Origin of the sequence: Robertmurraya korlensis NBRC 107688, assembly GCF_001591645.1 — a bacterium.
In the GTDB taxonomy this organism is placed as follows: Bacteria; Bacillota; Bacilli; order Bacillales; family Cytobacillaceae; genus Robertmurraya_A.
On record NZ_BCVH01000005.1, the window covers coordinates 207337 to 228575 of the forward strand.

General features: G+C 39.5%; 24 protein-coding genes, 1 pseudogene and 1 riboswitch. Of the genes and pseudogenes, 16 read left to right on the plus strand and 9 right to left on the minus strand.

Features of this window, described 5'->3' with window-relative positions:
* Positions 1-78 precede the first annotated feature (78 nt).
* Positions 79-351, minus strand: coding sequence for an acylphosphatase (locus tag BKO01S_RS09995; RefSeq protein WP_066052648.1), 273 nt, complete (start codon positions 349-351; stop codon positions 79-81).
* A gap of 91 nt (positions 352-442) precedes the next feature.
* Positions 443-1390 carry a DMT family transporter gene (locus BKO01S_RS10000; RefSeq protein ID WP_066052651.1) on the minus strand — a complete coding sequence of 316 codons (948 nt, stop codon included), beginning with the start codon at positions 1388-1390 and terminating at the stop codon, positions 443-445.
* A 178-nt stretch (positions 1391-1568) separates the two neighbouring features.
* On the opposite strand from BKO01S_RS10000, the gene BKO01S_RS10005 reads away from it, so the two are divergent.
* The 3 genes from BKO01S_RS10005 (at position 1569) to BKO01S_RS24850 (ending at position 3972) form a co-directional block, all read left to right on the plus strand.
* Positions 1569-2135 carry an RNA polymerase sigma factor gene (locus BKO01S_RS10005; protein WP_084362035.1) on the plus strand — a complete coding sequence of 189 codons (567 nt, stop codon included), beginning with the start codon at positions 1569-1571 and terminating at the stop codon, positions 2133-2135.
* Positions 2113-3735, plus strand: coding sequence for a DUF4179 domain-containing protein (locus BKO01S_RS10010; protein WP_066052653.1), 1623 nt, complete (start codon positions 2113-2115; stop codon positions 3733-3735). Before BKO01S_RS10005 ends, BKO01S_RS10010 begins: the two co-directional genes overlap by 23 nt.
* Before the next feature lie 105 nt (positions 3736-3840).
* Complete coding sequence (locus BKO01S_RS24850; RefSeq protein ID WP_232311209.1) at positions 3841-3972, plus strand: DUF6254 family protein; 132 nt, start codon at positions 3841-3843, stop codon at positions 3970-3972.
* 27 nt (positions 3973-3999) lie between these two features.
* Here BKO01S_RS24850 and BKO01S_RS10015 read toward each other — a convergent pair whose 3' ends face one another.
* The 5 genes from BKO01S_RS10015 to BKO01S_RS24635 form a co-directional block, all read right to left on the minus strand.
* On the minus strand, positions 4000-4221 hold the full coding sequence (locus BKO01S_RS10015) for a hypothetical protein (protein WP_066052654.1): 222 nt from the start codon (positions 4219-4221) through the stop codon (positions 4000-4002).
* Between the two features lie 132 nt (positions 4222-4353).
* Positions 4354-5583, minus strand: a complete 1230-nt coding sequence (locus BKO01S_RS10020; protein ID WP_066052657.1) for an aminopeptidase — start codon at positions 5581-5583, stop codon at positions 4354-4356.
* 119 nt (positions 5584-5702) lie between these two features.
* Positions 5703-6986 (minus strand): MDR family MFS transporter, encoded by a 1284-nt coding sequence (locus tag BKO01S_RS10025; protein WP_066052660.1) that lies wholly within the window; start codon positions 6984-6986, stop codon positions 5703-5705.
* 179 nt (positions 6987-7165) lie between these two features.
* Complete coding sequence (locus BKO01S_RS10030; protein ID WP_066052662.1) at positions 7166-9256, minus strand: DNA topoisomerase III; 2091 nt, start codon at positions 9254-9256, stop codon at positions 7166-7168.
* 172 nt (positions 9257-9428) lie between these two features.
* Positions 9429-9593 (minus strand): hypothetical protein, encoded by a 165-nt coding sequence (locus BKO01S_RS24635; protein WP_198158795.1) that lies wholly within the window; start codon positions 9591-9593, stop codon positions 9429-9431.
* Positions 9594-9735: 142 nt separating this feature from the next.
* On the opposite strand from BKO01S_RS24635, the gene BKO01S_RS10035 reads away from it, so the two are divergent.
* The 7 genes and pseudogenes from BKO01S_RS10035 (at position 9736) to BKO01S_RS23915 (ending at position 15752) form a co-directional block, all read left to right on the plus strand.
* Positions 9736-10296 (plus strand): peroxiredoxin, encoded by a 561-nt coding sequence (locus BKO01S_RS10035; protein WP_269748514.1) that lies wholly within the window; start codon positions 9736-9738, stop codon positions 10294-10296.
* Positions 10297-10348: 52 nt separating this feature from the next.
* Positions 10349-10471 (plus strand): annotated as a pseudogene (locus BKO01S_RS24855) (DnaJ family domain-containing protein); the annotation flags it as partial.
* 168 nt (positions 10472-10639) lie between these two features.
* Positions 10640-11434 carry a flagellar motor stator protein MotA gene (gene motA, locus BKO01S_RS10040; protein ID WP_066052668.1) on the plus strand — a complete coding sequence of 265 codons (795 nt, stop codon included), beginning with the start codon at positions 10640-10642 and terminating at the stop codon, positions 11432-11434.
* Complete coding sequence (motB, locus tag BKO01S_RS10045) at positions 11427-12224, plus strand: flagellar motor protein MotB (protein WP_066052672.1); 798 nt, start codon at positions 11427-11429, stop codon at positions 12222-12224. The genes motA and motB overlap by 8 nt, the downstream gene beginning before the upstream one ends.
* Before the next feature lie 471 nt (positions 12225-12695).
* On the plus strand, positions 12696-13793 hold the full coding sequence (locus BKO01S_RS10050) for a carbohydrate kinase (protein ID WP_066052675.1): 1098 nt from the start codon (positions 12696-12698) through the stop codon (positions 13791-13793).
* A 12-nt stretch (positions 13794-13805) separates the two neighbouring features.
* Complete coding sequence (locus tag BKO01S_RS10055) at positions 13806-14720, plus strand: pseudouridine-5'-phosphate glycosidase (RefSeq protein ID WP_066052677.1); 915 nt, start codon at positions 13806-13808, stop codon at positions 14718-14720.
* Between the two features lie 771 nt (positions 14721-15491).
* A riboswitch (cyclic di-GMP riboswitch) is annotated at positions 15492-15585 on the plus strand.
* Between the two features lie 32 nt (positions 15586-15617).
* Positions 15618-15752, plus strand: a complete 135-nt coding sequence (locus BKO01S_RS23915) for an anti-repressor SinI family protein (RefSeq protein ID WP_084362038.1) — start codon at positions 15618-15620, stop codon at positions 15750-15752.
* A gap of 133 nt (positions 15753-15885) precedes the next feature.
* On the opposite strand, the gene BKO01S_RS10065 is transcribed toward BKO01S_RS23915, so the two are convergent.
* A complete protein-coding gene (locus tag BKO01S_RS10065; protein ID WP_066052684.1) occupies positions 15886-16215 on the minus strand; it encodes a helix-turn-helix domain-containing protein in 330 nt (109 codons plus the stop codon).
* A gap of 584 nt (positions 16216-16799) precedes the next feature.
* On the opposite strand from BKO01S_RS10065, the gene map reads away from it, so the two are divergent.
* The 3 genes from map to BKO01S_RS10080 all read left to right on the plus strand — a co-directional run bounded on the left by map (position 16800) and on the right by BKO01S_RS10080 (position 19127).
* Complete coding sequence (map, locus tag BKO01S_RS10070; RefSeq protein ID WP_066052687.1) at positions 16800-17552, plus strand: type I methionyl aminopeptidase; 753 nt, start codon at positions 16800-16802, stop codon at positions 17550-17552.
* A gap of 49 nt (positions 17553-17601) precedes the next feature.
* Positions 17602-17790 carry a hypothetical protein gene (locus BKO01S_RS10075; RefSeq protein ID WP_066052691.1) on the plus strand — a complete coding sequence of 63 codons (189 nt, stop codon included), beginning with the start codon at positions 17602-17604 and terminating at the stop codon, positions 17788-17790.
* A gap of 356 nt (positions 17791-18146) precedes the next feature.
* On the plus strand, positions 18147-19127 hold the full coding sequence (locus BKO01S_RS10080) for an HD-GYP domain-containing protein (RefSeq protein WP_066052695.1): 981 nt from the start codon (positions 18147-18149) through the stop codon (positions 19125-19127).
* Between the two features lie 57 nt (positions 19128-19184).
* On the opposite strand, the gene BKO01S_RS10085 is transcribed toward BKO01S_RS10080, so the two are convergent.
* A complete protein-coding gene (locus BKO01S_RS10085) occupies positions 19185-19409 on the minus strand; it encodes a DUF1128 domain-containing protein (RefSeq protein ID WP_066052696.1) in 225 nt (74 codons plus the stop codon).
* 146 nt (positions 19410-19555) lie between these two features.
* Here BKO01S_RS10085 and BKO01S_RS10090 point away from each other — a divergent pair, with 146 nt between their 5' ends.
* From BKO01S_RS10090 to BKO01S_RS10100, 3 genes are read left to right on the plus strand one after another with little or no spacing between them, the layout of a single operon-like run.
* A complete protein-coding gene (locus BKO01S_RS10090; protein WP_066052700.1) occupies positions 19556-20041 on the plus strand; it encodes a low molecular weight protein-tyrosine-phosphatase in 486 nt (161 codons plus the stop codon).
* A 1-nt stretch (position 20042) separates the two neighbouring features.
* On the plus strand, positions 20043-20369 hold the full coding sequence (locus BKO01S_RS10095) for a YtxH domain-containing protein (protein WP_066052703.1): 327 nt from the start codon (positions 20043-20045) through the stop codon (positions 20367-20369).
* 25 nt (positions 20370-20394) lie between these two features.
* On the plus strand, positions 20395-21219 hold the full coding sequence (locus tag BKO01S_RS10100) for a YihY/virulence factor BrkB family protein (protein ID WP_066052707.1): 825 nt from the start codon (positions 20395-20397) through the stop codon (positions 21217-21219).
* Positions 21220-21239 lie beyond the last annotated feature (20 nt).

Here is a 21239-nt window from a genome sequence, read left to right on the forward strand (position 1 = left end):
ATACAAAATACATCATTATTAGCTATCCCACCTTTTTTGTTTATCCTATTCTCTGAGCATGGAAAAGGTATAGGTGAGTTAGTATTTAATTTTGAAGGAGGGAAAAGGATCGATTTTCTCCCTTGTATGGATTTCCATGTTCTTGACCTTAGAGAAAGGATTACCTTCTCGTATGGACTCAATAAAAAGCTGGAGGTCTTCAGGCTGGCCAACAGCAATGATCTCTACACTGCCATCATCCATATTTTTTACCCAGCCAGTGATTCCATACTGTGAAGCTCTCATTTGCGTATAGTATCGAAAGCCGACCCCCTGCACTTTACCAGAAACGATAATATGTAACTGGTCCACATCATTCACTCCTAAAATTCATTATAACGATTCTAATATATGTAGTTTCATCCTCCCATAATTTGAATTTCTTTGCAATAGCCTCTTTTGATTACCCTGCTTGGCGGGGTTCATGATTGATTTTAGATGGATTGCGATTCGATTTTTTTTGAGTGGCTAATAAAACAATCATTCCAATCATACAAAACGTACCAAGCCATTGATGGAAGCCAAAGGGTTCCTTTAACCAAAAGACCGTTGTTAGCACTGCAGCTAAAGGCTCAAGGCTTCCTAAAAGACTAGTTTCTTTTGGAGATAGGCTTTGTAGACTTTTAATATAAAACCAAAAGGCAAACATCGTTCCAAAAATAATGACGAATATGATTGATAAAAAACTTTCTAAAGTAAAACTAGAAAGCTCAATTTCCCAAGGAGTATGAACAAAGCTTAGGAGTAAGCCACCAATAACCATCGCCCAACCAACGACAATAAGTGAATCATATTTTTTAAGTAATTGTCCCGCGTATAACGTATAGAATGCGAGGGCGATCCCAGACAACACTCCCCAAACAACTGCCATGGGTGGAACAGACAGCTTGGAAAGTGAGCCGTTTGTTAGTAGAAAAAAGCAACCTGAAAGGGCGAGACTAACCGTAATAAGGTCATGACGTGTAAAGTGACTTTGTTTACGAATGAGTAAATACAATAAAATCATAATAGGTGCCAGGTATTGTAAGAGGGTAGCAACAGCAGCATTTCCGTGATTAATAGATGCCATGTAGGTATATTGAACGGCTAGCATCCCGAAGATTCCAAAGACAACCAGCTGGATCGCAGTCGTTTTATGTTTCCAGATATCAAAAATACTAGATCGGTTCTTACCAATTGAATAGATTGCAAGCAGCAATATACCAGCTACAAGTAATCTCGTTGTCACAAGCCAATTTACTTCTATCTCGTACTGTTGGAAAAGCTTTTGAGCAACTGTTCCTCCGATTCCCCAGAGTGAGGCACCGGTGATGACAAGCAGCAACCCCATTATTCTTGTTTTATTTTTCATCTTTCTTCCTCCAGTAGCATGATAAGCTATATGTATCTTTAACTAATTTATCATCTATGCCATGAAAGTTTTATAAATTTTTCTGAATGGATTGAAATTATTTGTTAGTTTTACTCGTTATATAGGTAAGAAAAATGATCGCGACATGCGCATGAGCGTTTCATGTAAGGAGGTTACCATGGAAGAGGAAGTGCAATGGATCCAAGAAGTGCTGGGTGGAAATAAACAAGCCTATGCTCACATCATTAATAAATATAAAAATCAGCTATTTGCTACAGTTTTACGAATGACAAAAAATCCACAGGATGCACAGGATTTTGTGCAAGACGCATTCATTAAAGTATACCACCAGCTTGATAAGTATGAAGGAAAGGGATCCTTTTCAAGTTGGATTTATCGGGTAACCATTAACCATTGTATGGATGAGTTTCGTAAGAAAAGTCATCAAATTATAAAGGGCAAAGTGGATGAAGAAAGGATTGTGAATCCGAATCATCCCGAAGTGATATTTTTAAAAAATGAAAAAAGTAGGCAGCTAGAAAGATTGATTGCCACGTTACCAGAGGAAGAGAGACTGATTCTACTTTTACGTTATGTAAATGAAATGAGCTACAGCGAAATTAGTGAGCTTGTTGATACGTCGTTGTCTAATGTCCGTAATAAAATCCACCGGGCAAAGAAAAAAATGAGAGAAACCGTGAAACGAGAAGGAGGCTATTTTCATGAACTGTCCAACGGCAGATAAATTATCAATGTATGTGGATAACCTGCTTTCAGAAGACGAGATGATCGAAATACACAATCATTTAAAGAACTGTAGTGGTTGCGACCATATAGTGGAATGGTTTCAAGGAGAACAGCAATTCGTGAAAGAAACGTTACAATCTCCTCAGTTACCGGATGATTTTGCCTCTACCATTCTTGAACAAATAGAGCCGTATGAACAAAAAATAGGAAAGAAAAGATTTCAGTCGAATAGGGTCATTGGGCTTGCGGCAGGAGTTGTACTAGCAGTTGGACTTACCACTTCCTTGAATCCAAGCTTTGCTGAATGGGTCGAGGGATTGTTTTCTTCCGACCAAGTAGATGAAGGACTTAGAATAGCCAATGAAGCTGGAATAGCTGATAGGGTCAATCAAATCGCCACTGACCAAGGAATTTCATTTAAAGTAGAAGACGTTATCGCAGATTCTTCTAGAATTGCTCTTTCTTATCAAGTATTAAGTGATAAGGGGGAATTGAAAGATTCTTCTTTAGAACTAGACAATATGAAAAATAAAATCTCCGTCTACGGAACGGATGGTAACCCACTTGAAATTTCTAGTATGGGTTGGTCTGGTGGGAGTGACTACGGATTAATTGAAATATCTCTTCGCGATCAAAAGGAGATAGGAGAACTAGTAGTTCATTTTAATTTATCACTGTTAAACGGGGAAGAAGGCACCTGGAACTTAGAAGTCCCAGTTGATTTAAAAGAAAGTCAAAAAATGACTACAAATGTTCAGTTACATGAATATAAGAATAGTTTCAATGGAGTAAATATTCAAATGAAGGAAGCTCGATTTGCCCCTTCCTCTAGTGAACTTATGTATGAGACCTCTTTTTCAAATGATGAATGGAGTATGCTTAATAAGCAAAATCAAGCATTAGCTAAGAAAATTGGTAAAGGGATATCAGATACGGGTCAATATGGAACGGCTATTCAATATCATATTGAAAATGAAGAGGGGGAGATGGTTTCTGGACATAATCTGTTTACAGAAGAAAAAGGACATCCAACCGATTCAGGTATGATACAAGGAAGTGGTCAGGGGACGGGAGTGATGGGACAGAATGAATGGAATGAATCCTTTGTTCCTCAGAAAGATGAAGGGAATTTAACTTTTGTATTAGATGGGGTCATTAAGACAGTTCCATCGGATTTCTCTATCCAAATCAAGCCGAGTGATTTGAAGAAGAAACCTGTAACATTTGAATATGAAGGAAACCACATGACGATAAAAAAAGCAGAAAAACAAACAAATTACTCCCTGAAAAAATCATTATGGCCAATAGAAAAAGACGTCGAGTTTGAAATTGAGATGGACGGTGGTAAGGAATGGCTTTCCTCAGACCTTGGTGAATGGGTGATTGTAGATGATAAAGGAAACTCCTATCAAGCCTATCAAAGTACATCCATACTCGATGAAAAGGATGAGAACGGTCGTTTTAAAACGACAGTCAAGCTTGGGGCTAATGGTCTTAAAGAATTACCTGAAGAATTAACTCTGCACCTAATCACGGTCACACGTTATCATGAGGTGAAAGAGAAATGGAAGATCCCTTTGTATAATGAAACTGAATAATGAATTCCAAAACGGATCCAACATTGGGTCCGTTATTTTTATTACATAAGATGTTGATGTTCCTGAAAAGATAGTAAAGAAGTTATTTATAAAGGAGCATGTGAGATGACAAAGTCAAAAAGCCAAAAAGAACGTCAATGGAGAGCGAGAAAAGAAGATCAACACCCGCATGGAAAAGTAAAAAGCTTTGAAGAGCTAGGCGCTGGAGTAGAAGGCAAAAATAACGATAACAAGTAAAGCATGAGGATTCCCCTCATGCTTTTTTTACCGTTTTTTCTTTTTAGAGGTATCTAAGGCAGCAAGCTTATTTTTATTAATTGCTTCTAGAGTAACATACACATGAACCTTTTTTTCATCAATTGGTGATACGGAAGTGATCTTGCCTTTACGGCCTTTAATTTTCACATTTTGCCCTTCTTCAGGGAGACTTTTTAGAAACTGAGTTAATAACACATTTCTGTTTTCGTAATAAGTGACTACAAACATGTTAGCCTCACCTATCCTTTCTACGGGTTTGAACACCTTGTTAATACATATAGAAAGAGAGGTTGGCTTAGACCTAGAGACAACTATAAAAATTAAAGGCTTGGTTCTTAGAACCAAGCCTAGTTTCAGTAATTAGAACGCCCAGTTTCCGTTACGGAATACGGGTTCTGTTTGATCTTCACCTGTAATGCCATCAATGTTCATTTCTGCAGACCCAATCATGAAATCCACATGTGTAATGCTTTCGTTGAGACCGTTCTTTTCAAGGTCTTCCGCTGACATTGTTTTTCCGCCTTCAATACAAAATGCATAGGCACTTCCGATGGCTAAGTGGTTGGAAGCATTTTCGTCAAACAGGGTGTTGTAAAAAAGTACATTAGACTGAGAAATTGGGGATTGGAAAGGAACCAATGCCACTTCTCCTAAATAATGTGATCCTTCATCTGTATCAACCAGGCGTTTTAAGATATCTTCACCTTGATCGGCCTTCACATCAACAATGCGACCATTTTCAAATGTAATGGTGAAGTTATCGATGATATTTCCACCATAGCTAAGCGGCTTCGTGCTTGATACATATCCGTTTACTCCTGTTCGGTATGGAACAGTAAACACTTCTTCCGTTGGCATATTGGCCATAAAGCTGTGTCCTTGTTCGTTGATGCTTCCAGCACCAACCCAAATATGCTTTTCTGGAAGCTCAATCGTTAAATCAGTTCCAGGAGCGGTATAGTGTAACTTTTTATAGCGACGTTCGTTTAAGTAAGCCACTTTTTCATGTAATGTTTCGTCGTGTTTTTTCCAAGCATCCACTGGATCGTCTAAATCCGCACGGGTAGCCTTGAAAATCGCATCCCAAAGGAGATTCACTTGTTCTTCTGGTGCTGCATCTGGGAATACTTTAGCAGCCCAAGCAGGCGATGGGGTTGCAATGACAGTCCAGCTTACTTTATCTGATTGAATTTTTTTACGGTAGTTACTTAATGCTGTTCCTGCTGCCTTTTGGAAATTGGAGATACGCTCAGGGTTTACTCCCTTAAGAAGGTCAGGGCTTGATGAAACGATGGACATAAAGGCAGCCCCTTTATCAGCAAGCTCTTCTAGTTCACGTGCGCGCCACTCAGGGTATTCAGTAAAAGCAGCGTCTGGTGCCAGCTCATATTTCGCACGAGTGATTTCATCATCTGCCCAGTTTACAATCACATTAAGAGAACCAGCCTCATAAGCTTTGCGTACAACAAGGCGAACAAACTCTGCTGAGTCAAGTGATGTATTAATGACAAGTGTCTGATTTGGCTGGACGTTTACGCCTACTTTGACAGCCAGCTCTGCGTATTTTTCTAAATTAGCTTGAAAGCTCATATGTATAGTCTCCTTTTTTATGGATTCTTCTTTATTATTGTATTCGTTTTCTCAAGAAAAAGAAAACAAATTCGCCACCCGAAAGGTTTTTTATGGCTTAGGGGTGGGAGTAATTGAAATTATGCTAAGTCTTTAACGTCCGTTAATGTTTGTTGTTTATGATCCATCCTTGAAAACATGATCCAGTAGATCGCAGCACTCCCGATGGCTAGAATGGCAATGGTGAAAAAGGTCCATTCATATCCAATCCAAACCGTCAGAGGAATAGAGATAGGTGCTATGGTTCGACCGATTGTGTATCGTAGACTTGCCGCGGCAAAGTATTGTCCTCTCATATGATCGGGGGCAATTTTTGAAATAAAGCTTTGCTGTAATCCAGCCACGAGAAGTTCTCCAAGAGTAAAAATTGCCATTGCCAGTACAAGTCCCCAAATCCATTCTGTTTGGCCAAATCCAATAATGGCGATGGCATAAAGCAGGGAAGAGACGATAAAAACGTTTCTTTCTTTAAAACCAATGACCCATTTAGTAATAGCTACAGTTAAGAGCGCAACAAGCAAGCCGTTTTCTGCAAGGATGAAACCAAAGGCTTGTTCTCCACTGACGGTTAATGACCAACTGCCAAGGGTTAGTAGGGTTTGATTATGAACGACTTCCTTTGTATAGACAGGAATGAGCAAGTCGAGCTGCATAAAAGTTTGTGCCGACAATATTCCTGCAACGATGAATAATAGGAAGGTTCGGTCCTTAACAATGATTTTGTAGTCGCGAAGCTGATTACCAACAAACGAATACCATTTTGTGGTGGTATTCACCTTGTGTTCGTAGGTTGGTGCCGTTTCACGTGTCCATTTCTGTAGAACAGCTGCAAGGCCTACACATATAATTCCAGCGATGAGGAGTAGCTGGGAGCGGTGATTCACATAGAAAATCGCTCCTAATAAAGGACCAATGACAACGGCAATATTGATCGATGTGTAAAAGACTGCAAACACGCTGCTTCTGTTTTCCTCGTCGACCACATCAGCCACCATTGCCTGACTAGCTGGCCAGTAGATGGATCCGAAAAAACCGACAAAAGAGAAACAAAGAAAGCCAATCCATGGGGATTGAAGCCAAGGTGAATCGGCAAGTCCAAATAACATAAAGCACACGCCTTGGCCAAAAGCAGATAAAACCATCATCCGTTTACGGCCGTATCTATCTGCACAATAACCGCCTATCAAGTTAGCAAAAACCGATAAAACCTGTGAAAGAATTAATAACAACCCAGCGAGGCTTTTGCCAAATTCATCAGCAAAATATATGGTCAAAAAGGGGAAAAACATCCAAAAGGTAATGTTCATTAACGCCTCACCAAACAAACGAACCTTCAAATTGGAATCCCAATCACGTATTCTCATACTAAAACCCTCCTAATTGTGGTGACAGACACCCTTCTTGGACAAACCCACCCAATCTGTCTTTCGACGGTGTCTGTCACCGCTCGTGGACAAAAATGTCTGATTTGTCCGTGTGGGACGGACAGTTTTACTCCTGAAAAAACGCTTAGGTGCCTGATGGCCCCTAAGCGTTCCTTTCTTTAATCCTTCTTTTCTAATGCAGCCTTTAATAGGTCTCCAAGGCTGTTTCCGAAGTTTTCATCTTTTTGCGTATACTTTTGTACGAGTTTTCGTTCCTCGCGTTTGTTGACTGCTTTCTTTCGCTCTTCTGCCTTTTCAACGACATTACATTTTCGGCATTGGAAGTACAAACCTGCTTTTCCTTCGTGCATTTCCATTTTCTTTTTACACTGTGGACAGCGTCGGTTCGAGAGCTTTGGATCTTTTCGCTTTCTGTAGTTACATTCCGTGCTTGAGCAAACTAGAATTTTCCCTTCCTTGGTATTTCTTTCTTTTAACAAGGATTGGCATTCTGGGCACTTCGATCCCGTTAAGTTATGAGCACGGTACGATTTATCACTAGCCTTAATTTCTGAGATCAGCTGCTCGGTTTGCTTACGAATCCGTTTTAAAAATTGCTTTGGATCTCCTTTTCCACGAGAAATCGCTTCAAGGTCCTTTTCCCATTTGGCTGTAAGCTCAGGAGAGGTAAGCTCCTCATTTACGAGATCCATCAATTGCTTGCCTTTAGGAGTCGGATGTAGGCGGCCATTTTTTCGCTCCACGACCTCAGTTTCAATGATTCTTTCGATAATCTCAGCTCTAGTCGCAGGAGTTCCAAGACCATACTTCTCCATTTGACCTAATATATCAGATTCCGAGAAACGAGCAGGAGGTTCGGTTAGTTTTTTCTCCGCATGTAGCTGACCTACCGAGAAGGATTGCCCTTTCGATATTTGTCCAAGCTTTTGCCCACTTAACTCCTCGTCTTTCCCAGTAATCGCTTTAAATCCTGCATTTACAACGACCGTTTCCTTCGCAGAGAATGACTCGCCGTTTACATCAAATACCGCACGAACCGTTTCGTACTGATAGGCAGGGTAAAATAGAGCTAGGAACCGCTTCACAATTAAATCGTATAGCTTTCGTTCATCTGCCTCCAAATCACGAAGGAATAAACGCTCTTCTGTAGGGATGATGGCATGGTGATCGGTTACTTTCTCATTATTAAATACACGCTTTGCTAATACCTTTCCCTTGTTCGCGAGAATGCTACGCACTTCTTCCTTATAGCCTCCAGAGATTGCTTCAATTCGATCGAGCATGGTGGCTTCCATATCAGTTGTGAGGTAACGAGAATCCGTACGAGGGTAAGTTACCAGCTTATGATGCTCATATAATTTTTGCAAAACGCTTGATGTCTTTTTGGCTGAAAAGCCAAATCGCTTGTTCGCGTCACGTTGAAGCTCCGTTAAATCATATGGAAGGGGCTGTTGCTCGGACTTAGCTGTTTTATTCACTGACTGAACGAGGGCTTTTTGCCCTTTGCCTGTTGCCACAATAGCATCAGCCTTGTCTTTAGAGAAAATTCGCTTCTCGCCATTTTCCTCCCAATCTGCCTTTAACGGCCCAATTTGTGCAGAAATCGTCCAATATTCCTGTGGCTTAAACGTTTGAATCGCTTTTTCCCGTTCCATTACAAGTGCAAGTGTTGGAGTTTGGACGCGTCCAGCTGAGAGAGGATCCTTATATTTCGTTGTTAATGCACGAGTAACATTAAGTCCAATTAACCAATCAGCTTCCGCGCGACAAACAGCTGATGCATATAAATTTTCGTATTCACTTCCAGGGCGAAGTTTGGCAAATCCCTCTTTAATCGAACGATCCGTATGAGAGGAGATCCACAAACGCTTAATAGGTTTATTCCAACGGATTTTTTCTAAAATCCACCGTGCAACAAGCTCCCCTTCACGCCCGGCGTCGGTGGCAATAATACATTCCCTAACGTCCTTACGTTTGGCCAAAGATTCTATGGCTTTATACTGGTGAGAGGTTTGTTTCATCACTTTAAGACCCATCTTATCTGGGATAATCGGCAAGTCTTCTAAATTCCATTGCTTGTATTTCGTATCGTAATGCTCGGGCATTTTTAACTCAATTAAATGTCCAAGCGCCCAAGTTACGATATACTTCGGTCCTTCAATATAGCTTTTATGTGTTTGCGTACAGCCAAGAACGCGTGCAATTTCTCTAGCCACGCTTGGCTTTTCAGCAAGTACGAGTGATTTCATTAGTTATCCTCCGAATTTCCATTTACTCGGGTTAAGTATACAGGAAAACGAAAGAAAAAGGGAATATGAAAAGCTTAAGCGTCTAGGTATGCACCGATAGGCTTTGCCTTATGAACCCGAGGAGCTAGGTGCTAGAGCTGGACAAATAAAAAAGACCTTGCATAGGCAAGGTCTACTCATTATCCTGAGTTTCCACTCGATTTTTAAACGCTTCACGTACAACGAGAAATTCCTCGTCACCAATTGCGTCCTTCGTATGTTTTTCAACAAGAGTTCCCTCAGGAAACTTCCCGGGGTGCCCTTTTTTCTTATGTTCAAAATCTTTTCCGCGACCCATTTTTTCACACTCCTTTCCTTCAAAATTAGCTTCTCCGGAAAAATTCCCTTCTATGTAGAAAAGAAACAGGACAGTTCAGAAGGTTCATGCATATTTATAGAAGGTATGGGCTTTTCGAATTTTATAGTAAGGGGGGATCTAAGTGACTAATCAATCTCAAAATGGCCAACAGCCTTTTTATGCGACTCGAGACGATCAAGCGCCACCGTTTTCGACAAAAGGATTTGTGGATGGAGAAATTAAAACATTCGAACTTGAGCAATATAAAGGGAAATGGCTTCTCTTATTTTTCTATCCTAGTGACTTTACACCGGTCTGAGAAACAGAACTAGCGGCGGTCGCTGCTATTTATCCTTATTTTCAAGCGATGAATGTTGAGGTTTTGGCTATCAGCACGGATAGCATCTATTCACATAAAGTATTTCGAGAAACGACTCCCTCTTTACAAAATGTCTACTACCCCCTGTTGAGTGACAGAACTCATACGATCTCCAAATCGTATCGAGTACTTGATGAAAAAGCAGGAGCAGCCTTTAGAGCTTCATTTTTTATAGACCCTAATCGAGTCATCGTCGCTAAGCTTGTCTATCCAAGGGAAGTCGGACGGAATCTATATGAACATGTTAGGCTAATGCAGGCACTCCAACATGCTAAAGATACAGGTAAAGGTGTACCAGCAAACTGGATGCCTGACCAAAATTAATATACAAATTTTAGAACCTCTCTTACTTTCCAAGATACAAGGTATAATAGGGATTCAGAAAAAGCTAAACGAAAAGATGTTAGCTTTTAACAGCATGTTATCTAAACGTCGAATCAACACAAACTCCTCTGTTTTTAAAAATTACGAACAGAAAATTAATAAAAAATTATTCTAATGCCTAAGCGAGAAGCTGTGGCATTTTTTTATTAGGAAAATCTTTATGCAGATTTTTTACAAAATCCCTTAAAAAATGACATTTATCGCCGAAATAAAGAATAGTAGGATGATAGAATGACGATATCTATCAAATCATATAAGACTTGAGAAAAGACAGGTGAAAAAGATGGATTTAACTTCAGTAGTAGGTCTCGTGTTAGGTCTAGTTGCTGTATTAGTTGGTATGTTCTTTAAAGGGGTTAGCCCTACGGCATTAATTAACCCAGCTGCGATTTTGATTATCTTATTAGGAACAGCCGGGGCAGTAACCATTGCTTTTCCAACTAGTGAAATAAAGAAAGTTCCGAAGTTGTTTGGAAAATTGTTTAAAGAAGACAAGCTTCCGAACCCAACGGATCTTATAAAAATGTTTTCTGATTGGGCTCAGCTTGCTCGTAAAGAGGGGCTGTTAGCATTGGAGTCAAAGACAAATGAAGTTGACGATGACTTCTTAAAAAATGGCCTGTCTCTTGCGGTTGATGGCCAAAGTGCTGATTATATTCGCGATGTACTTTCTGAAGAAATTGAAGCAATGGAAGAAAGACACCAAGCAGGAGCACTAATCTTCACGCAAGCGGGTACGTACGCACCGACTTTAGGGGTATTGGGAGCGGTAGTTGGTCTAATTGCAGCCTTAAAATATATGGATGACATTGATGGACTTGGACATGCGATCAGTGCCGCGTTTATCGCAACACTTCTAGGGATTTTTACGGGATATGTACTATGGCATCCATTTGCCAACAAACTGAAGCGTAAATCGAAGCAAGAAGTAAAGATTAAGCAAATGATGGTAGAAGGCATCCTTTCGATTCTTGAAGGGGAGGCCCCACGTGTCATTGAAACAAAGCTAGCGTCTTATTTACCAGGAAGTGAGAAGAAGAAGTTTTTAGCTGCTAATGGAGAACCGTCCAATGAGTAAGCGTAGGAAGAAGCATCACCATGAGGAGCATGTCGATGAGTCTTGGTTAATCCCATACGCGGATTTGTTAACACTCCTACTAGCTTTGTTCATCGTATTATTTTCTATGAGTTCTGTAGATGCTAAGAAATTTCAAGCGATGGCTGAAGTGTTTAATCAGGAGTTTACAAGTGGAACAGGGATTTTTGAGTTCCCAAGCCCAATCCCAGAGGAAGGGGCAACTGCACCAGATGAGCAAACAAATGACTCTGAAGAGATCGAACAGTCTCAATCTGGAGAGAAAATGACAGAAGAGCAAAAGCAAAAGCTAGCACAGCAGGCTGAACAGGTGGAGCTGCAAGCGATTCAGGCAAAGGTAAATGAATATGTTAGTAGCAAAGGGTTACAGGATAAGCTTGAAACGAAGTTAACCGATGAGGGATTACTTTTAACCATCCGTGATAATGTATTGTTTGAATCAGGAAGTGATGCTGTTAGAACACAAGATCTGCAGATTGTAAAAGAAATTTCTGAGTTACTTGTAATGGATCCTGCCCGTAGCATCATTATAAGTGGGCATACTGACAATGTACCTATAAAAAATGCACAGTTCTCGTCTAACTGGGAATTAAGTGTCATGCGTGCGATTAACTTTATGAAAATATTACTTGAAAACAAGAGCCTTGATCCAAGTTGGTTCAGCGCTAAAGGATTTGGGGAGTTTAAACCAATTGCACCCAATGATGATACAGCTGGAAAAGCAAGAAACCGTCGTGTTGAAATTTTGATATTACCAAGGACTGCCGACTGAGCCTACTAACAGGTTCGGTCTTTTTTATGTAAAAAAAAAGAACCACTCAGAGGAGTGGCGAAAAGAGATTCAAGGGATTATTCATTAGGAAGCGCTTACAATAAACACAAAACAAAAAACTAATCGTTGTTTTTATCAGGTTGTGGTACTTCCGGTTTACACATTCGATCCATTAAAACTCCAGCAAATAGGATGCAGGCAATTGGAATGGTGAAATTCAAGATGTGAACAATAGTCATGGAAATACCTCCTTCACACTTGGTTGAATCTACTTTAAGTATAGTGTTTATTCACTAAAATGGCAAATAAAATTCACGGAATATTCAAATTTTAGTGTTGGCAAAATACAACATAATTAGGGAATACTATGATGTTGATAAATATCCACCCATTCTAGAAGAAGATGGTAGATAATTTATAAACAAAAGTTTATAATATTAACAAATGTCCAAAAATGTTACGAGGTGAATTATGAGTGATAAGGAAGCAACAATACTTGGGCTGATTAAAAGAGATCCATTTATCTCTCAAAATGAGTTAGCGGAAAGGACGGGATTGTCTCGTTCGGCTGTTGCTGGTTATATTTCTTCTCTTACAAAGCAAGGAAAACTATTAGGTCGGGCATACGTTTTGCCCAATAAAAAACAGGTCATCTGCATTGGTGGAGCTAATATTGATAGAAAAATGCAAGCGATGGACAAGCTTCAGCTTGGAACATCCAATCCTGCTAGTACAAGTAACTCTTGCGGAGGGGTTGCTAGGAACATAGCTGAAAACTTGGGAAGGCTAGGAGTAGATGTTTCTCTAATGACCGTTGTAGGTGATGATCATGAGGGAAAATGGCTACTGGATTATACAAAGTCATACGTAGATATAGAGCCTTCTAAAGTCCTTCCAAATGAAGCAACGGGAACCTATACGGCTGTCTTAGACGTAGATGGCGAGATGGCTGTTGCTCTAGCAGATATGGGTATCTACGATCAAGTTGATGTGGATTTTATAGAGAAGCGTTGGGGTTTTCTTGCTGCAACCGAACTTGTCATGATTGATACAAACTTCCCCGCTGATGTACTTGTAAAAGTGATTGACCGTTGTAGGGAGGAAGAAATTCCACTGGTGATTACACCAGTTTCTGCTCCAAAGATTAAGAAGTTGCCACAAAACCTTGATGGTGTAGCATGGCTTATAGCCAATAAAGACGAAGCTGAGGCGTTAGCAGGGAATAAAATTAAAGACGAAGGTGACTTTTTTAAAGCTGCAGAAGCCATTATGAAAAAGGGTGTAGAAAGAGTCGTGATCACTCGCGGCGACAAAGGACTTATTTACTTTACAAAGGCGAATGAAGCGGGTGTTTTATTACCACCAAAGGCTAATGTGGTGGATGTTACGGGGGCAGGGGATGCCCTGGTTGCAGGAATTGTCTATGCGTATTTACGTAATTTAAAAACAGAGGATGCCTGTAAAATTGGTATGGCTTGTTCGATGCTTACATTAGCCACGGAGGAAACGGTTAGCCCTACATTAAATCATCAACAGCTACAGGAAGCTTTCCAACACAATTTCAACTAAGGAGAAAACAATATGGAAAAATATTTAGAATACTCACAGGAAGTTTTAGAAGCGAAGAAAAATAATTTACCAGTAGTAGCACTAGAGTCAACGATTATCTCTCACGGAATGCCGTATCCACAAAATGTGCAAACGGCAAAGGAAGTGGAGGATATTATTCGTAAGAATGGAGCTGTACCAGCAACCATTGCCATTTTGGATGGAAAAATAAAAATCGGTTTATCAGATGAAGAGCTTGAATTGCTTGCTACACGTAAGGATATTGAAAAGGCAAGCCGTAGAGATCTACCATATCTAATTGCGACGAAAAAGAATGGGGCAACAACCGTGGCAGCAACGATGATTTGTGCTGAGCTTGCAGGGATTGAAGTGTTTGTAACGGGCGGAATTGGTGGAGTTCACCGTGAAGCGGAAGTAACGATGGATGTCTCAGCTGATCTTCAAGAACTTGCACAGACAAATGTTGCTGTTGTGTGTGCAGGAGCAAAATCTATTCTCGACATTGGTTTAACTTTGGAGTACTTAGAAACTCATGGGGTGCCAGTCGTTGGCTTTGGTACAGATGTACTTCCTGCATTTTATACAAGAACAAGTCCATTCCAAGTGAATGTTCAAGTGGAAAATGAAAAGGAAGCCGCAAGCATGATTCGGACAAAGTGGGAGTTAGGATTGAAGGGTGGAGTGGTCATTGCTAACCCAATCCCAGAAACAGATGCACTTGAAGAGGAATTTATCAATGGTGTTATAGAATCTGCTTTAAAAGAAGCGAAGGAGAAGCATATTGCTGGTAAGAACGTTACTCCATTCCTTTTGTCAAAAGTAAAAGAACTAACTGAGGGAAGAAGCTTAGAAGCAAATATTGCTTTGGTTAAAAACAATGCTGAGGTTGGATCAAAAATAGCCGTTCAGCTTACATCTCAAGCTTAAAGAATAATTTTCAAGGATCAGTCTTATAAGGACTGATTCTTTTTTTTGTGCATAAAAATAGAAATAGATTTTCAAAAAGAGATTCCGTACACTGTAACGAACAATTCGTTCTTAAAAAAATTATAAAATTAAGAATAGTGGAGAAAGGAGACGTAAATAGAAGAGAATTGTTCATTATAACGAAAATTCGGCTGATTTAGCTAGTTTAGTTTAAAAGAACTAAGGACTAAAATAAAATCAAGATATTCTTTATATAGAACAAAAATTAATAGAATAGAAAACGAAACTATTAGAATAGTAGGTGGTTGGCATGTACCGAAAAAACTGTGATAAATGTTATCGCCCTTCATACAGTAGCTCGGAAGCAGGGGAATGGACCTGCCCTACATGTGGTCATAATCTAACGAAATTACCATTTTTTGATGCAGCTACACTTGAGAGGGTACATGTAAATATCATTCCTATCCAAAGAAAATTGAAAGCATATGAGAAGCAGAAACTAGGAAAATAGGCTTAATTACTAAAAGTCAGAAAATTCACGAATTTAGTTCGACAGCTGCCGACAGAAATATTTACAATTTTCGCCCATTATTTTACAAATGAAAAATGGTAAAATATGAAAGAGCAGATTCACTGTTCTTTATGGAGGTCTCTGTCGAATAGTGTAAGTAAAAAGTTGGGAAATTTTTAAAACATGTGACAAATTTTTACACAATTTACTAAATTCGAGTAGTAAAATGATTGATAAGTGAATCACATAAGGTACGTGAACACAGAAAAAGGCAAACCTTCTGAAAAGAGGGGACGCAAAGTCGCAGGTCTAAGGTAGTTAGAAGTTTTTTGCTAAGACGGCTGGACTGCCTGGAATACGATCGTATTTTAGGGGGAGATTGAGGGATGTTAGAAACGCATGAGGTTACGGTCGAAGAGCTTGATTATGAGTGGATGTTATTAATCCTTGAAGCGAAAAAGTTAGGTATTCAGAAAGATGAAATCAGAAAATTTTTAGGTGAGAATGAAATTAGGGGATAAAAAGAACTAGTCATACTTAGCATATTGTTTCATACATAGAATGGAAGTATTTCTGTCAGGTAACCACCTAAATAGAAATGCTTTTTTATTTTGAAAAAAAAGACAAAATCATCGGTGATTTTGTCTTTTCATATTAGTTATTATTTGATTGATTACTTCTCCATTTATTAAACTCTAGAAACTCTTTAAATTGATCCTTGGAAACCCCAGAGTTCATTGCCTCTTTCACAAGCTTCATCCAATCAGAATCTAGTTCGTCTTTATTTGGGTGCTCGTGTATAAGGTGGTCAACTGGCACGTGAAGCACAGCTGATATTTTCTCGAGAAATTGGATTGAAGGGTTGGTTTGTAAGTTTCTTTCTAATGAACTTAAGTATGATTTAGCGACACCAGCTTGTTCAGCTAGTTCAGACATTGACATTTTCTTTTCAAGACGAAGTTTTTTTACACGATCTCCAATCATCTAGATCACTCACCTATCTCTCTGTATGAATTTATATTAGCAAAAAAATACGGTTAGTTCCATATTCAGAACGAAAATAGTATGTATCGTTCTTAAAATTCTTTAATTGGTCACAAATTCAAGGTTTTTACGGTTCTAGTACGTAAAAGCGGAATATCACTTTTAATACTTCTATGTAGCATTATACACAATACCATTCGTAATGAAAGCGATATTTATGGGCATAAATAAAAAAAATTCACTGTCCACCCGAAACGGACAAATCACCCCAATCTGTCCACAAAGGGTGACAGACACCACCAAAGGACAGAATGGCCCATTTTGTCCACGGAGGGTGTCTGACACCCTTATAGACACCCTTATATACCCGGGATTTGGGTGGGTGAAACTTATTTTTTTATTCGACAAATTCTTTTTTAGCGTTTGTTGTTTCTAAAGGGCTGAGGGCGATTCAATCAAACGTTTGATTGACTATTTTTTTAGGTAATCTAACATATTTAGACATAGGAATGCTTTGCTAATATAGACCTTTTGAGAGTACAATAAAGACTATACATTATTGGTATTGGGGAAGGTTGAGTTACATGATTGTTTTAAAGTCACCTCGTGAAATAGAAGCAATGAAAAAAGCAGGCGAGCTTCTTGCGGCTTGTCATAAAGAAATAAAAAAGATGATCAAACCTGGGGTAACTACTTGGGAAATTGATCAGTTTGTTGATCACTATTTAGAAAAGCATGGTGCTACCGCTCAGCAAAAGGGTTATAGAGGTTACGAATACGCAACATGTGCTAGCATTAACGATGAGATTTGCCATGGGTTTCCGAGAAAAGAACCTCTAAATGCAGGGGACATTGTTACAATCGACATGGTTGTTAATGTGAATAGTGCCCTAGCAGACTCTGCGTGGACGTATATTGTTGGTGAAGCTTCGGAAGAAACGACCCGCCTTGTAGAAGTAACCAAAAATAGCTTATACAAAGGAATTGAAGCAGCTGTTGTAGGAAATCGTATTGGAGATATCGGACATGCGATTCAAACTTATGTTGAGGGAGAGGGATTCTCTGTTGTAAGAAACTTTATTGGGCATGGGATTGGTCCATCCATTCATGAAAAGCCGGACGTTCCACACTTTGGACTCCCAGGAAAAGGCCCTCGTATAAAAGAAGGAATGGTATTTACGATTGAACCCATGGTCAACGTAGGAAGCTATGAGACAAAAATGGATTCAAATGGGTGGACGGCCCGTACCGTGGATGGAAAAAACTCTGCTCAATTTGAGCACACGATTGCCATTACGAAGGATGGTCCAGTCATTCTAACAGACCAAGGTGAATAATCAGTACATTTAAACAAAATTCTATTTAATACAAGATGGAGGAAAGAACATGACAGAAAACCATGAAACCGAAAAAAAGAAAATGAGCTTACAAGAAGCCATAAAGCAACAATTAGAAAAAAAGAAAAATCAGCAAGCCGGTGGAAAAGGTAGTACGAACGGACCTGCGACAACAAAGAAAATGAAAAGCCAGCAAACCAAAAAGGTCAGCAATCAACGCCGTAAAATGGGTGTGTAATAGGCCACAAGAAAGGGAACAACACATAAATAGTGCTGTTCCCTTATTTGTTAATTAACATTATTCCTCATCCTGTACTTCGCCATCGCCAACCTCATCTTCACCTGGTGCATCATCACAAGCAACGACAGAGGTAACTAGAAAACCAGCAAGCAATATCATAAGAAGTTTACGTACCATCCAAACCCTCCTCCTTTCAGCAATATGCCTAGCTTAGCCTTATTATTCGGTGATTCCTTTTACTTTATTCCCCTGTCCATCCTATATATAAAGTGAAACTTAGGAGTAAAGGGCAATAGCAATGGAGACAAACTATTTGTATACTAAAGGTATTAATGAGTGTAGAGGGAGTAACGATGAGATTAATTCGAATTGATGAATATGAACCACGCACCATGCAATTGGCCAAACCCGTTTTTGACCGGCAAAAAAGGGTTCTTCTTGCAGCAGGACGCTCGATTCATCCAACATACTTACAAAAATTAATAGATCTAGATATTCGATATTTATTTATAGAGGACGCTGAATCGTTTGGAATTTCAATGGAAGAGATGCTCGATGTTCCAACATGGGTAGATGCTGTAGATGTGGTACAAGCGGTATACAAAGCAGTTGAGAAAAAAGAAGAGCTTCCGATTAGACCCATTCAACAACTTGCCATTAAGCTAGTTGAGGAAGTAAATAAAAGAAAAGCCATTCTTTTAATTCCAGCCTCTTCTTTAGCAGAAGATCTTCGAGAGTTTGCCCACTCGGTTAATGTCACACTTCTTGCCTTACAAATTGCAAAAAAGTATCAAATCTCACAAATGCAAATACGGGATTTAGCCGTAGGAGCATTGCTTCACGATATAGGAAAAGCGTTAACTCCTGTAGAGGATGATCACCCGAGGGTAGGGTTTGAATATTTACGAAAAACAAGAGAAGTGAGTTTGCTTTCTGCGCATGTTGCTTACCAGCATCACGAAGCCTTTGATGGCAGTGGGATACCTAGGGGATTACGTGAAAAGGAAATTCATGAGTTTGCCCAAATATGCAGCATTGCGAATCTTTACGAGAATGCATTATCGAAAAAGGGCATCCCACCACATGAGGTAATGGAGTATGTGATGACAAAAAGCGGAACACTCTTTAGCACAGATCTGGTTAAACTGTTTGTCCAAGAGGTACCACACTTTATTCCGGGTACGAGGGTCATCCTAAATAATGGCCGGAGTGCGATTGTCACCAAAGTAACAGGTAATCTCCAAAGGCCTTACGTGCGCTATTTAGATACAAATGAAGAAATTTCTTTAGGGGAAAATCACACGCTATTGATTACGGAAGTGTTAGATAAGTAAAAAAGCAAAGAAACTGCACGCTCAAGCCTAGTTGGGGTGCAGTTTCTTAATGAAAAATTATTGCTTTCGAAGATTCCCTAACTCTTCGGCTAGTGCTTGAGTTTCATTCGGGCTAAACGAATCTCTTTTCATTACTAGGTCATAAATCTCTTTTAGCTCATCATACATATTTTCATCAAAGTGTGATGGTTTGATGGCACCTAGGTTCAGCACCTTTAGTTTTTCTTTTATTTTTTCAATCATATATTCCACGTTTTCTACTGATTTCTCAGACAAATTCATCGATTGTTCTCCCCTTTTTCAGCAAGCTTGTAAAATTATCTTTCCATGTTCCCTTTGAAAAGTCAAATGAATTTCAGTAACTTCTTTCCGGAAAGGTTGAAAAGCCGTTCCTTTTCCTACAAAATGTAGAAAGGAGGGAAGTAGTCATGGTTAAAGTTTTATTTGTATGCCTCGGGAATATTTGCCGTTCACCAATGGCAGAGGCGATGTTTCGTGATTTAGTGAAAAGGGAAGGATTAGAACATATAATAACGGTTGATTCTGCTGGTACGGGAGATTGGCATGTTGGGAAGCCCCCTCACCAGGGTACACAAGACATATTAAATCAACATCAGATTAGTTTTGAAGGTCAGGTGGCTAGACAACTGGTCACAACAGATCTGAATGATTTTGATTATATTGTGGCAATGGATACTCAAAATGAGAAAAACATACATAAGCTCACCTCTCTTCATACGAGTACGAAAATCGTAAAGCTTCTAGACTATGTTCCGGAGGCAGACAAGCTGGATGTTCCTGACCCGTACTTTACCGGGAATTTTCAAGAAGTGTTTGATTTATTAAAGGTGGGCTGTGAACGCTTATTGAAAGAAATTCAAACGAATGAGAATGCAAGCAGGGAGGGAAAATAAGATGAGTGGTACAAAAAAGTTTTGGACAGGTGTCCTTTGGGGAGCTCTTGCTGGAGGAGCAATCAGCCTACTTGATCGAGACACAAGACAGGCAGTCGTACAAAGCTGTAAAAAGACAAGTGGTGAGCTATCCTATTATATCAAGCATCCAGATGAAGTAGTGGAACAGGTAAAGGATGCGACAACGAAAATTCGTTCAACTGTTGAGCAGGTAAGTGGAGATATATCCTTTATCGCAGACAAGGTAGAGGAACTTCGTGAAGTAACACCAGCTGTAACAGGTATCGTAAAAGAAACAAAAGAGGCCTTTCATAAGGAAGAAGAATAATTCATAGTAAAGAAGGGGGAATGGAATGGTTATTAATCTGAGATTTCTTACCTTACTTACAAAGAGAGTATTGCAGGATGATGTATTTGGACTGGCTGCGCAGCTAGCCTACTTCTTTCTGCTTTCTTTATTTCCACTGCTAATATTTTTAGCTACGCTGATTTCGTTCTTACCTATATCTCAACCAGAGCTTTTAGGATTCTTGGAAGATTTTGCGCCAGCAGAAACCTTTGCACTTATTGAAACCAATTTAAATGACATTATGGAAAAAAGGAATGGAGGCTTATTATCCTTCGGGATCATTGCTACCATTTGGTCAGCGTCAAATGGAATTAATGCAATTGTTAAAGCTTTTAACCATGCGTATGATGTGAAAGAAAGTCGTTCCTTTTTTGTCGCAAGGGGCATGTCTATCCTGTTAACCTTTGCGATGATCTTTGTCTTTATCGTTGCTTTGTTGCTTCCCGTTTTCGGAAAGCAAATCGGCATTTTCTTATTTTCTACATTTGGATTATCTGATGAATTTCTATCGATTTGGAATGCGTTACGGTGGGTGGTTAGTTCGCTCATTCTGTTTACCGTCTTTGTCGGTCTGTATTGGATCGCTCCAAATAAAAAATTCAAATGTGTTCGGGCGGTGCCTGGTGCCATTTTTGCAACCATCGGCTGGGCACTTGTTTCTCTTGCCTTTTCCTACTATGTAAGTAATTTCGGTAATTACTCGGCAACCTATGGAAGCATCGGGGCCATCATCGTATTAATGATTTGGTTTTATATGTCGGGAGTTATTATGATTATTGGTGGAGAGATTAATGCACTTTATAGCAAAATGAAGGATGAAGCATGCTAAAAACGCCGGGGGCATCCCCG